Raw genomic sequence first — 12,450 nt, 5'->3', positions numbered from 1 at the left:
CGACACGGCGGCGGGCCGGAGGAATCGACGCAAGCCATGCCCATGACAGGCGCCGCGCGGCACGGCGCGGGTGGCGCGGGAACCCGGCCCTGGCAGGTCACGCCGCCCCGAGCCCGTCTCAGGCGTCGTCGCCGGGGTGCGGCGGGAGGGTCGTGGCGGTGTCGAGGAAGAAGGAGTCGATGCTCTGGACCGTCCGCATGAAGTCGTCGAGGTTGACGGGCTTCGTGACGTAGGCGTTGGCGTGCTGGCGGTAGGCGTCCTCGACGTCGTCCGGTGCCGCCGAGGTGGTCAGCACGACGATGGGGATGCTGGACAGGGAGGCGTCGTTCTTGAGGACGTTCAGCAGCTCGCGGCCGTTCATGCGGGGCATGTTCAGATCGAGGACGATCAGGTCCGGCCGGTCGGTCCGCGGGTCGCGGAGGTATTCCAGCGCCGCGACACCGTCGTCCGCCCGGTGGATGCCCCGCGCCATCCCGTGCTCGGTCAGAGCCTCCTCGATCAGCATGGCGTCGGCCATGTCGTCCTCGACGAGCAGGACGGTGTACGTGCGGGGGGCGAGGCCGTTCATGAGCGAGCTCCGGGTCTGGTGGTGGGGAAGCGGTCGTGATGCGGGGCGGGCGGTGAAGACGAGGCCGGGCCAGCGCTTGCGGGCCCCCTGGCGGCTGACCCCCCAGGCCCTTCCGAGCTGCGGGTAACCCGCGCCGTCCAGGGCGGCGGCCCGGGCGGCCAGCGCCGCGCACTCCTCCACCGCACGGCTCAGGTGGGCGAGGGCGCGCAGGGACGCCAGGGCGTCGCTCCCGAGCACGTCCGGATCCGGCAGGCCGTCATTCGGCAGGGACATGCCGAGCACGAGCTTCCGGGCGGCCTCGGCCACCGCCTGTCGTGCGCGTTCGGCCAGTTCCTCCTGCTCGGAGCTCGTCCGGGTCTCTACTGCCATGGGAGCACCGTAGACGCCGAGGGACCCCGTCGACAACCAAGGTTGTCCTCGGGGGTAGTGTGACGCCGCCCCGGTGCCCCACCGGGCCGGAAAGGGTGGAGCCGACGTGGAGACCGATCCCGTTCAGCAGGTCCCGGAGACACGTCCGCCGCGCACCGCCGCGGACGGCTGGACCACCCGTGGCTGGCTGGGAGCCGGCTCCGGTGCGGTACTCGTGCTGCTCCTCGTTCTGACCGGATCGGGAGCCTGGGTCCTCGGCCATGCCACCGACGTCAACAAGCGGCTCACCGACCGGTGGTCCCCCGCCCTCATCGCCTCCGTCCGGATGGAGAGCGCGCTGATCAACCAGGAGACGGGCATCCGCGGATACGGCATGACGGGGAAGCGTGAGTTCCTCGAGCCGTACCGGAACGGTGTCGCTCAGGAGAGAGCCGCGGTAAGGGAGCTGGCGCGCCTGGTCGAGGGCGACGAGCGGGCGACCTCCGACCTGGCACGGGTGCGTCAGGACTCGGAGCGCTGGCAGACCGCCACCGCCCGCCCCGTCAGCGAGGCAGCCGAGCCCACCGGCTCCGCCCGGCAGCGCACCGAGACCGGGAAGGCCGCTTTCGACACCCTGCGCGCCTCGCTGACCGAGCAGCAGAACCACATCGAGGCCGAGCGGGACCGGGCGCGCGGCGATCTGCAGGCGGCCCGCACGCTGCGCAACACGGTGTTCACCGCCATCGCCTGCGTCGTCCTCGCCCTCATCGCCCTCGCCTTCGCCGGCCTGCGCAGGGGCGTACAGGTGCCACTGGACCGGCTGCGCACCGATGTCCGGGAGATCGCGGACGGCCATTTCGAGCACACCATCGCGTCCTCCGGTCCCGCCGACCTCCAGGCGCTGGCAAGGGACGTGGAGGGGATGCGGCGCCGGCTCGCCGGGGAGCTGGAGTTCAGCGACCGCGCCCGCGCTCAGCTCGACGAACAGGCCACGGAGCTGCGCCGTTCCAACGAGGAGCTGGAACAGTTCGCCTACGTGGCCTCCCACGACCTGCAGGAGCCGCTGCGCAAGGTCGCCAGTTTCTGCCAGCTGCTGGAACGCCGTTACGCGGACCAGCTCGACGACCGCGCCAAGCAGTACATCTCCTTCGCCGTCGACGGTGCCAACCGGATGCAGACCCTGATCGGCGATCTCCTGGCCTTCTCCCGTGTCGGCCGTCTGCACGCCGAGGACGCGGACGTCAGCCTCGAGGCCGTTCTGCGCCGGACCACCAGTTCCCTCGGGATGGTGATCGAGGAGAGCGGTGCGGTCATCACCCACGATCCCCTCCCCGCGGTCCACGGCGACCCGACCCAGCTCGGTGTGCTGCTGCAGAACCTGATCTCCAACGCCATCAAGTTCCGCACCCCGGGTGAGGTGCCCAGGATCCACCTCGGCGCGCATGAACCCGCGGACCTCGCGGACGGTGCCGAGGGCGCCGGTCCCCGCCAGGAGTTCTCCGTGAGCGACAACGGCATCGGGATCGGCCCGGAGTACGCCGAGCGGATCTTCGTGATCTTCCAGCGCCTCCACACCCGTGACACCTATCCGGGCAACGGAATCGGGCTCGCCCTCTGCAAGAAGATCGTGGAGTACCACGGCGGCACCATCAGCCTCGACACCTCCCACACTCCCGGTACCCGCTTCGTCTTCAGCCTTCCCCTCGCCCGACCGGACGTGCCCACCGCCGGGCCCGGGAACTGACCGCCCGGTCCCGACCCCTGATCACGCCACCCGCGGCGGGGGGCTGACGGCCGTCAGCCCTGCGGAGCGTCCGACGCCTCCCAGGCGGTGAGCAGACCGTCCAGCCACGCCGGGGGCAGTTCGGCGTGCTCCCACTCCGCCCTGAGCGCCGAGGGGGCGGCGGTCAGACGTTCGAGTACGGCGATGCTCGTGGGGGAGTGGAGGAGGGAGTAGCGGCCGTGCACCGCGATGCGGCCGCGCGGCCCGTAGTGCGCGTAGAGCCGGGCCAGCCGGTCCCGCCAGGAGTCGGTGAACTGCTCGAGCCGGCCGGCGTAGCCGACCCGGCCCACGACGTTCATCGTGCCGAGCACCGCGGTCAGGACCTCGTCGGACACCTCGGGGTCGAGTTCCGAGATGTCGCTGAACGCGAGGTAGAGCGGCAGCACGGCGACCTTCGCACGCTCCACGTCCACCCTCCCGACGGGGTTGCGGTCCCGTGCGACGGCTCCCGGCGACCCGGACAGCTGCGGGCCGAGAGCACGCGCGAGAGCCCGCTCGGCGACGCGCGCCAGTTCGTCGCTCACGGCCAGGGTGCCGTCGCGCCAGCCGTTGCCGTACGCCTCCCCGCTCCCGGCGGGGGCACCCCGCCGTTCTCCGATCTCGCTGTGCGCGTCCGCGATCGCGCCGGCCTCCACGAGGGCGACGAGTTCCTCGGCCTCGTCCCGGAACATGCCGGACCGGCCCAGGAGTTCGAGTACGGTCCTCTTCGCGTTCATCACACTGGTGGAGTCCAGCGGATGCCGGCCCGTTTCGGCGGTGTTGATCGTGGCCCCCTCGTCGACGTCGGTCCGGTGCTCCAGCGGGACGCCGGAGCTGCTGTCGCAGCCTCCCGCGCACCGGCTGGTGCCTTCCACCGGCGGTGGCTGCCGCCAGTCTCTCAAGTCTCCACGACGCGACCGGTCATCGCCGCACCCCGCCGCGACCTGATCCGGCCGAACCGCGCGCGGAGGCCGTCGGTCCGGGCTCCGGGAGGGCAAGCGGCTCCGGTCTATACCAAACCCTTGACACGCCCGGTCTTCATTCCTTAAATCACGTAGTGAACTAAGCCTGCCGCTCAGCCCGACCCACCCAGGTCTGACATGCCCCTGTCAGTCCATCACCCTCCCTGAAGGGAGAGGCATGAGATCCTCCCGCTTGCCTCGGCGCCTGGTCCTGTCCCTCGTCATGGCACTCGGCCTCGCGACCGTCTCCACCGGTCCGGCGCAGAGCGCGCCCACCCCCGTGACCTCGGCGGCCGAGACGTCCGCCGGCACGACGGCAGCGGCCGCCGTCACGTTCTCCGACGAGTTCGACGGTGCCGCCGGCTCCGCCGTCAACGGCGCGAAATGGCAGATCGAGACCGGCGACAACGTCAACAACCACGAGCGGCAGTACTACACCGCCGGCAACCGCAACGCCGTGCTCGACGGCCAGGGACACCTGGTCATCACCGCGCGCAAGGAGAACCCGGACAACTACCAGTGCTGGTACGGACGGTGCGAGTACACCTCCGCCCGGCTGAACACGTCCGGCAAGTTCAGCACCACGTACGGCCGTGTCGAGGCCAGGATGAAGATCCCGCGCGGACAGGGCATCTGGCCCGCCTTCTGGATGCTGGGCAGCGACATCGGCAGCGTCGGCTGGCCCAACAGCGGTGAGATCGACATCATGGAGAACGTCGGCTTCGAACCGGGCACCGTCCACGGCACGTTGCACGGCCCCGGCTACTCCGGCAGCGGCGGCATCGGCGCCGGGTACTCCCTGCCGGGCGGGCAGGCGTTCGCCGACGCGTTCCACACGTTCGCGGTCGACTGGAGCCCCAACGCCATCACGTGGTCCGTCGACGGCACGGTCTACCAGCGGCGCACCCCCGCCGACCTCGGCGGGAAGCAGTGGGTCTTCGACAAGCCCTTCTTCGTCATCCTGAACCTCGCGGTCGGCGGCTACTGGCCCGGCGACCCCGACGGAAGCACGGTCTTCCCGCAGCAGCTCCTCGTCGACTACGTCCGCGTCACCAGCGACAGCGGCCAGCCGGGCGGCGGAGGCCCCGTCACGGGTCTGGCGGGGAAGTGTGTGGATGTGGCCGGGGGCGCGGTGGCGAACGGTACCGCGGTGCAGTTGTACGACTGCAACGGTACGGCCGCGCAGCAGTGGACGGTGGGTGCTGACGGGACGATCCGGGCGTTGGGCAAGTGTCTGGACGTGGCGTCGGGTGGTACGGCGGACGGTACGAAGGTGCAGTTGTGGGACTGCAACGGTTCGGCTGCGCAGCAGTGGGCGACTCCCGCGGCGCGGGACATCGTGAATCCGCAGGCGGACAAGTGCCTGGACGTGTCGGGTGGCAGCAGCGCCAACGGCACGCGGCTGCAGATCTGGACGTGTACCGGCTCCGCCAACCAGAAGTGGACGGTGACCCGGTGACGGCGAGACCGGTGGCGCGGGGTGTGCTGAGCGCGCTGGCCGTGACCGCTGCCCTCCTCGCGGGTCTGTCCGCCACTCCCGCGAGCGCCGCCGCCACGGCCACCGGTCCCGTCACGGGTCTGGCGGGGAAGTGTGTGGATGTGGCCGGGGGCGCGGTGGCGAACGGTACCGCGGTGCAGTTGTACGACTGCAACGGTACGGCCGCGCAGCAGTGGACGGTGGGTGCTGACGGGACGATCCGGGCGTTGGGCAAGTGTCTGGACGTGGCGTCGGGTGGTACGGCGGACGGTACGAAGGTGCAGTTGTGGGACTGCAACGGTTCGGCGGCGCAGCAGTGGGCGACTCCCGCGGCGCGGGACATCGTGAATCCGCAGGCGGACAAGTGCCTGGACGTGTCGGGTGGCAGCAGCGCCAACGGCACGCGGCTGCAGATCTGGACGTGTACCGGCTCCGCCAACCAGAAGTGGACCGCGCCGAGCGCCGGCGGGGAGACTCCCGGACCGGGGGCGATGGCCGTCGCCCCGTACCTCTACAACGGCTGGGGCAGCCCGCCCAGCCCCACGACCGTGATGAACGCGACGGGCGTCAAGTGGTTCACGCTCGCCTTCGTCCTCAGCAACGGCTACTGCGACCCGCAGTGGGACGGAAGCCGGCCGCTGACCGGTGGCGTCGACCAGCAGACCGTCAACACGGTGCGAGCGGCCGGCGGAGACGTCATCCCGTCCTTCGGGGGCTGGAGCGGCAACAAGCTGGAGAGTTCCTGCTCCAGCGCGGGTGAACTGGCCGCCGCGTACCAGAAGGTGATCAACGCCTACGGACTCAAGGCCATCGACATCGACATCGAGGCGGCGGCGTACGACAGCCCGGCCGTCCAGCAGCGCACGGTCGACGCGTTGAAGACCGTCAGGGCGAACAACCCCGGGATCAAGGTGTACATCACCTTCGGCACCGGCCAGAACGGGCCCGACAGCAGTCTGATCGGCAGGGCGGCGGCTTCCGGGCTCACCGTGGACAGCTGGACCATCATGCCGTTCAACTTCGGCGGTGCAGGACAGAACATGGGCACCCTGACCGTCCGCGCCGCCGAAGGGCTGAAGACGGCCGTCAAGAACGCCTACGGGTACTCCGACGACCAGGCCTACCGGCACACCGGCATCTCCTCGATGAACGGCGTCACCGACAACGGCGAGACCGTGACCGTGGCCGACTTCCGCACGATCCTCGGCTACGCACAGCAGCGCCACCTCGCACGGCTGACCTTCTGGTCGGTCAACCGCGACCGGCCCTGCACCGGCGGCGGAGCCGACACCTGTTCGGGAGTCTCCCAGCAGCCGTGGGACTTCACCCGGGTCCTCGCCTCCTACGCGGGCTGACCCGAGACCCCACCTCCCGCGTCCTCGCCGTGCACTCCGCGGCGAGGACGCGGGTCGTCGCGGAGCGGGTCCCCCCGGGGCCGCGTCCACGGCCCGTCGGCCTCCGCCGCCGGCGTGCTCCGAACGGGTGGCGGCCGAGGTGCTCGCGGCCTGCGCGAGGCTCGGCCCGGGCAGGCCGGTCCGGCCGGACGCCTTCGACGACGCCCCGGGGCGATCACCCGCCGGAGGTCACTTGGCGCGTCTGGTGACGGCCGACTTCTTGGCCGTGCGCCTGGGGCTGGCCGTCTGCTTCGCCGGGATCGTGCGCGACGTCCCGGCCGCCTCGGCGGCCTGCTTCTCGCTGCGGGCGTCCGTCGTGGCCAGCGCCCCGGCACTGTTCTCCAGGTGGGCGCGGACGAACCACTGGAACTGCTCCAGGGAGCGGAGGTGCTCGATGAGCAGGTCCTCGGTGACCGGGTCCACGGAGGACGCCTTCGCCGCGGCCTTGCGGTGGTCCCCGATGATGCCCGTGTACACGAGGTCCAGCGCCCCGAGGTGGGCGATCGCGTCGGCCCTCCCCACGCTGTAGTCGTCCCAGGTCCGCTCGGCGACCAGCACGCCGGCGGTTCCGTGCGGCACACCGCCCAGGGCCGAGATGCGTTCGGCCGCGGCGTCCGCCATGTCCCTGACCGCCAGGGTCTGGGGGTCCAGCATCTCGTGGACGGCGATGAAGTGCGGGCCGGTCACGTTCCAGTGGATGTGCTTCAGCGTGAGGGCCAGGTCGTTGAGGGCGTGCAGGCGCATGCGCAGCACGTCGATCATCCGCCCGCCTTCCTTGGTGGTGAGGCCGGGGACGGTGTAGCGCGGGGTGGAGGTCTGAGGCGACATGATGCTCCTGCGGCAGAGGACGGTCTACGCCATACCCCTGCCCCCTCGCCCCATGAGGTCACGCGTGTCCGCGGCCGACACCACTTGACCGGCGGATTCGCTGCCACAGCCGGCGGCCCACGCCTGCGCGGTCTATCCCTCCGCGTGGCCTCTGCCGCGCCGGTCCGCCAGGCCGCCGGCTCCCAGCAGCCCGGTGGCCTCGAACGAGGTCTCCCGCTGGATTCTGGGGATCTCCCACTTCGAGAGCGCGGTGACCACCGGCGGCATGGCGGCACGCACCACCTGTGTGACACGGAGCCACGACGGCGCGTACACGGCGGCACTGCGCCGTTCCACCGCGCGCACCAGGCTGCCCGCCACGGTCGCCACCGGGTAGACCTTCCGGGCGGGCCTCGGCATGTGCGCCCGGAGTTCCCGCAGAACGGGGTGCTCGTCCGCGTCACGGATCATGTCGGTGTCGGTCCAGTTCAGATAGGCGATGCCCACCCCCACGTGTTCGTGGGCGAGCTCGGCGCGCAGTGAATGGGCGAACGACTCGACGCCGGCCTTGGAGGCGCAGTAGGCGCTCATCATGGGCGCCGACCCGATGGAGGCCAGCGAGGCGATCTGCAGGTAGTAGCCATGGGTCGTCCGCAGGTGGGGCAGGAACGCGCGTGCGCTGATCGCGCTGCCGACCAGGTTCACCTCGATGACACGCCGCCAGGTCACCGGGTCGGACTCGGCGAACGGGCCGCCCTCGGCCAGGCCCGCGTTCGCCACCACGACGGACGCGGGTCCCATCCGGTCCCGGACCTCGTCGGCCACCCTGCTCATTCCGGCGTCGTCGGTCACATCGACCTCCCAGCACCGGGCCCCTGAGAGCGTGTCCCTCACCTCGGCCAGGGTCGACTCCTCCCGGCCGAGGAGGGCCACCCTGGCGCCGCGCCGTGACAGTTCCCGCGCCATCGCCGCGCCCACACCTCTCGCGGCACCGGTCACCACGGCGACACGGCCTTCCAGGGGACGAGCTGAGCCGGACACATGGACCTCCTCGACGGGTGTGGCCGCAGCGGTCCGCGCAACACCGGGCCGACCGCCGCCCACGCTCCTGGCGCGGCCCGGACGGCCGCGACCAGGAGAAGCACATCTGCGACATGTCCCATCTTGGTGCACAGAGCCGTGAAGGGCGCGTCCGTGAGAAGGCCCGCCCGCGCGTAGACGCGGGAGGTGGCGGCGTACACCTTCACCTGGGCGGAGTGGTCCGCGCCGGCGGCTACGGCAACGGCAGCCCCGCGTAGTTCACGGCGAGTTCGGCCGCGGCGTGCGGTGAACCGGCGATGCGGTCGAGCTGGGCGATCTGGAGTCGCGTGTCGAAAGGGCTCTGGTCCGGATCGGCGTGCAGCGTCGTGGTCATGAAGTACGAGAAGTGCTCGGCGCGCCACACGCGGCGCAGGCACGTGTCGGAATAGGCGTCCAGCAGGTCGGTCGCGCCCGTCGTGTGCTGCCGGATCAGGGCCCGGCCGAGTACGACGACGTCGGCCACGGCCAGATTGAGCCCCTTCGCCCCGGTGGGAGGCACGATGTGCGCGGCGTCCCCGGCGAGGAGGACGCGGCCGTACCGCATGGGCTCGGTGACCGAACTGCGCATCGGCAGAACACTTCTGGAGGTGATCGGACCGCGTGCCAGCTTCCAGCCGTCCAGTGCGAACCGGGCGTCCAGCTCGTCCCAGATCCGTTCGTCCTGCCAGTCGGCCGGATCCGAGCCGTTGGGCACCTGGAGGTACATGCGGCTGACCTCGGGGGACCGCATGCTGTGCAGGGCGAAGCCGCGTGGGGAGTGGGCGTAGACCAACTCGTCGCAGGACGGCGCCACATCGGCCAGGATCCCGAGCCATGAGTAGGGGTACACGCGCTCGTAGGTGCGCCGGGCCGCCTCGGGTACCGCTGTCTTGGCCACCCCGTGGAAGCCGTCGCAGCCGACGACGTAGTCGCACGTCAGGGTCTTGTCCCGGCCGTCGTGCGTGTAGCGGATCGTCGGACGGGCGGTGTCCGCTCCCTCGACCGAGCAGACACGGGCACCGAAGTGGAGGGCCGCGCCGTCGGCCGACTGCAGGGCGATGAGGTCCTTGACGACCTCGGTCTGCGCGTACACCCAGACGCGCCGGCCCTCCGTCAGCGACGGGAAGTCGATCCGGTGGGATCGGCCCTCCCAGCGCAGTTCCACGCCGTCGTGCACCATTCCTTCGGCGTCCAGCCGTTGGGCGGCCCCCACCTCGCGCAGAGCGTCGACGGTGGACTGTTCGAGGACCCCCGCCCGCTGGCGCTGCTCGACGTAGGCGCGATCGCGGCTCTCCAGGACGACGCACTCCACACCTGCCCGGTGGAGCATGCGCGACAGCAGCAGTCCTGCCGGGCCACCCCCGATGATCCCCACGGTCGTGTGCACGGCTCGTGCTCCTTCGGTCGGGGAGTGTTCGCAACCCCTGGCGCCGCCCGGGCGGCGCCTCACTGGCTGTTCGCAAGGTGAAGGTTTCTTCACTGAGGCTCGGCGAGTCTGCCGTCCGTGCCGCAGCCCTGTCAATGCTTCCGCCGCCCGGGTCGGCTGTCCCTCCGGACTCTCCCCGAAGGCCCTTCCGTATGGCGAGACGCCGGAGTATCCGGAGCGGTGGCGTCCGTATATTCGTACGCATGTCTGTACCGGCCCCGACACTGTGCCTCGCGCTGTTCGCGCACTCGGCGTGGTGCGTCGACGACGGACTCTGTAGCGGCTGAACCTCGCGGCCGCACGTTCCGTGCTGCCGACAGCCCTGCCACCGTCCGCCGCCGCATCATCCCGGAGGCCTTTCGTGACCACCGCGCCACCTGCCGGGCCGGCCGCGCCCCCGCGCGCACTGCCCGCCCTCTTCGACCCTTCCCCCACCTCGGTGCCGCGCCCGGAGGCGCCGCCCCTGCCCCCGGTGCGCAGGACGCCGCTCGTCGTGTCCGGGCTGCTCGCCGTGGCCCTGACCGCGTACGTATGGTCCACGCACGGGCCCGGACCCGGCGTACTGCTCCTGCTGGGACTCGGCCTGGGCGTCGCCCTCTTCCACTCCCGGTTCGGCTTCACCTCCGCCTGGCGTCAGCTCATCGCCGTCGGCAACGGCACAGGACTGCGGGCGCACACACTGCTGCTCGGGACCACCGCCACGCTGTTCGCGCTGCTCATCGGCAGCGGCACCGGACTGTTCGGCTCCCAGCCCGCGCCCTCCGCGGGGCCGATCGGAGTCGGACTGGCCGTCGGGTCCCTGCTCTTCGCCGTCGGGATGCAGCTCGGCGGCGCCTGCGCCTCGGGCACGCTCTTCGCCGTCGGCTCGGGTCAGACCTCGGTGCTCCTGACCCTCGCCGGGTTCATCGCGGGCGCCACGCTCGCCGCCTGGCAGTTCGACCTGTGGAAGGACCTTCCCGCCTGGGAGCCGGTCGTCCTCTCCGAGCACATCGGCTGGTTCGGCTCGTGGGCGGTGACCATCGCCGCCCTGCTGCTGGTCGTCGTCGTCACGCGACGCGTCCAGGCCCGTCGCAACCCGCCTCCTCTCGGGGCCGTTCCCTCGGCGCGTACTGCCGCGGTCCGGGTCTTCCGGGGCTCCTGGCCGCTCGCCGCGGGCGCCCTGGTGCTGGCCCTCCTGGGCGCGGGTGTCCTGGCGGTGTCCGGTGGTGCCTGGGGCGTCACAAGTGCGTTCAGCCTGTGGGGTTCGGAGCTGGTGGGCGCGCTCGGCGGCCACCCCGAGAACTGGACCTGGTGGAGGCAGGCGGGCAACGCGGAGATGCTCGCCGGCCCCGTACTGGCTGACAAGACGAGTCTCACCGACATCGGCATCATGGTCGGGGCCGCCGTGGCCGCCGCCCTCGGCGGCACGTGGGCCCTGCACCGTGGAATCCCCTGGCGCACGGCCGTCGCGTCGGTGCTCGGGGGAGTGCTGATGGGCGTCGGCGCCCGGCTGGCCGGAGGCTGCAACATCGGTGCCTACCTGGCGGGCGTGGCATCGGGCAGTCTCAGCGGCTGGCTGTGGGGTGCGGTCGCCCTGGCCGGGACCTGGCTCGGGCTCAGGCTGCGGCCGCTGTTCGGCCTGGGAAACCCCAAGCCCGGCGACGGCGTCTGCTGAGCCGGTCCGGCCAGGGAGGGCCGGCGGCGTCACGGGCTCCCTGGCAGGGCTTTGTCAGGTGGTCCCGTAGAGCGGCCCGGGCTCCACGGGACCACGGAACCTCACCACGGCACAGGAGGTCGGCAACCCGCCGACGGCCCGGCCCGGCCGCGGCAGGCGACCGTCGTCCGGCATTCGCCGTCCGTCGGCCGAGGTCACCTTCGCCGTCCCGCTCACCGTGACGCGTGCGCCGTGGACGCAGTGGAGGCCGAAGCGTTGCACTGGCGGCTGCGGAGCGTGTCCGGCCCCCGGTGCTCGTGGACCTGGCGCTGTCGGGCCGCCGCTCCGTGCTGTCGGGCCTCGGGAAGCAGGCGGGCGAATTCGAGGGTGGGGAAGAGTTCCGCAGCCGTGCGCAGCACCCGCAGCGGCTGCGGCTGCATGCCGGTCACCGTCGCCCGACGCGGCGGGACGTCGGCCGGCGGCGGATCGACGAGCAGATGAAGGCCCGCGGTGTCGATGAAGGGCGTGTCCTTGAGGTCCCAGACCACTTCGGCCACGTCCCGCGGCAGTGCGGCGACCACGGCACGGAGCTTGGGCAGGGTGGTGTGGTCGATCTCGCCGTGCGGGATGATCGTGGCACTGGTGGCGTCGATCAGCGTAGTGACGTTCATGATGGGCGTGCCCCCCTTCCGGGGTGGTGAGCCCAAAGGCGAAGCCCCTTCTGAGGGGTGACGACGATGGCGGGAGCCGGGAGCCCGTGAAGGGGGCAACGCCCAGAACCCAAAGTCCGGCACCCGCGGCACCGGACGGTCTCGTGTCCATCCACCGTGGCACAACCCCGCCCCTCCTGGCCACCACCCATCCGTACATGCGGCAGGAACAGCCTTCTGACCGGCGATGATGTGTTCTCCCGTCACACCTGCCCCGTGGCCCCGCCCCGCTCAGCATGGCCAGGGGCCCTCCCCACGCCACTCCCGGGCGGGCCGGCCTGGTACCGGCCGTGTCCGGCATGAC

Annotated in this window: 10 protein-coding genes; 4 read left to right on the top strand and 6 right to left on the bottom strand. The window is 71.5% G+C overall.

All coding sequences use genetic code 11. The features are described from left to right. Window positions 1-118 precede the first annotated feature (118 nt). The gene (locus LWJ43_RS01915) at window positions 119-937 is read right to left on the bottom strand and encodes a response regulator (RefSeq protein WP_277330506.1); all 819 of its coding nucleotides are present in this window, start codon (window positions 935-937) and stop codon (window positions 119-121) included. A gap of 106 nt (window positions 938-1,043) precedes the next feature. Between LWJ43_RS01915 and LWJ43_RS01910 the strand changes: the two genes are divergently transcribed. Beyond that, window positions 1,044-2,660, top strand: a complete 1,617-nt coding sequence (locus LWJ43_RS01910; RefSeq protein WP_277330505.1) for a sensor histidine kinase — start codon at window positions 1,044-1,046, stop codon at window positions 2,658-2,660. A gap of 53 nt (window positions 2,661-2,713) precedes the next feature. On the opposite strand, the gene LWJ43_RS01905 is transcribed toward LWJ43_RS01910, so the two are convergent. Beyond that, window positions 2,714-3,415: a hypothetical protein gene (locus tag LWJ43_RS01905; RefSeq protein WP_277335782.1), complete on the bottom strand. Its 702-nt coding sequence runs from the start codon at window positions 3,413-3,415 to the stop codon at window positions 2,714-2,716. A gap of 403 nt (window positions 3,416-3,818) precedes the next feature. Between LWJ43_RS01905 and LWJ43_RS01900 the strand changes: the two genes are divergently transcribed. Further along, window positions 3,819-5,099 carry a lectin gene (locus LWJ43_RS01900; protein WP_277330504.1) on the top strand — a complete coding sequence of 427 codons (1,281 nt, stop codon included), beginning with the start codon at window positions 3,819-3,821 and terminating at the stop codon, window positions 5,097-5,099. Then, on the top strand, window positions 5,081-6,472 hold the full coding sequence (locus LWJ43_RS01895) for a lectin (protein ID WP_462100859.1): 1,392 nt from the start codon (window positions 5,081-5,083) through the stop codon (window positions 6,470-6,472). Before LWJ43_RS01900 ends, LWJ43_RS01895 begins: the two co-directional genes overlap by 19 nt. Before the next feature lie 228 nt (window positions 6,473-6,700). Here the strand turns inward: LWJ43_RS01895 and LWJ43_RS01890 are convergent, their stop codons facing one another. From LWJ43_RS01890 to LWJ43_RS01880, 3 genes are all read right to left on the bottom strand, one after another. Continuing rightward, window positions 6,701-7,339 carry a Dps family protein gene (locus LWJ43_RS01890; RefSeq protein ID WP_277330502.1) on the bottom strand — a complete coding sequence of 213 codons (639 nt, stop codon included), beginning with the start codon at window positions 7,337-7,339 and terminating at the stop codon, window positions 6,701-6,703. 132 nt (window positions 7,340-7,471) lie between these two features. Beyond that, window positions 7,472-8,359, bottom strand: coding sequence for an SDR family oxidoreductase (locus LWJ43_RS01885; protein WP_277330501.1), 888 nt, complete (start codon window positions 8,357-8,359; stop codon window positions 7,472-7,474). A 232-nt stretch (window positions 8,360-8,591) separates the two neighbouring features. Then, entirely contained in the window at window positions 8,592-9,764 is a 1,173-nt protein-coding gene (locus LWJ43_RS01880) for a 4-hydroxybenzoate 3-monooxygenase (protein ID WP_277330500.1), read from the bottom strand. Window positions 9,765-10,164: 400 nt separating this feature from the next. On the opposite strand from LWJ43_RS01880, the gene LWJ43_RS01875 reads away from it, so the two are divergent. Continuing rightward, window positions 10,165-11,457, top strand: a complete 1,293-nt coding sequence (locus LWJ43_RS01875) for a YeeE/YedE family protein (protein WP_277330499.1) — start codon at window positions 10,165-10,167, stop codon at window positions 11,455-11,457. Between the two features lie 212 nt (window positions 11,458-11,669). Here LWJ43_RS01875 and LWJ43_RS01870 read toward each other — a convergent pair whose 3' ends face one another. Beyond that, entirely contained in the window at window positions 11,670-12,107 is a 438-nt protein-coding gene (locus LWJ43_RS01870; protein ID WP_346771960.1) for an STAS domain-containing protein, read from the bottom strand. Between the last annotated feature and the right edge of the window lie 343 nt (window positions 12,108-12,450).

The organism is Streptomyces sp. JH34 (assembly GCF_029428875.1).
Lineage (GTDB): Bacteria > Actinomycetota > Actinomycetes > Streptomycetales > Streptomycetaceae > Streptomyces.
This window is presented reverse-complemented; position numbering and strand designations above follow the sequence as displayed.

Excerpts from the sequence above, each read along its gene's own strand:
- LWJ43_RS01915 (WP_277330506.1), bottom strand. The coding sequence starts at position 937 with ATGGCAGTAGAGACCCGGACGAGCTCCGAGCAGGAGGAACTGGCCGAA.
- LWJ43_RS01905 (WP_277335782.1), bottom strand. The coding sequence starts at position 3,415 with ATGAACGCGAAGAGGACCGTACTCGAACTCCTGGGCCGGTCCGGCATG.
- LWJ43_RS01900 (WP_277330504.1), top strand. The coding sequence starts at position 3,819 with ATGAGATCCTCCCGCTTGCCTCGGCGCCTGGTCCTGTCCCTCGTCATG.
- LWJ43_RS01890 (WP_277330502.1), bottom strand. The coding sequence starts at position 7,339 with ATGTCGCCTCAGACCTCCACCCCGCGCTACACCGTCCCCGGCCTCACC.
- LWJ43_RS01870 (WP_346771960.1), bottom strand. The coding sequence starts at position 12,107 with ATGAACGTCACTACGCTGATCGACGCCACCAGTGCCACGATCATCCCG.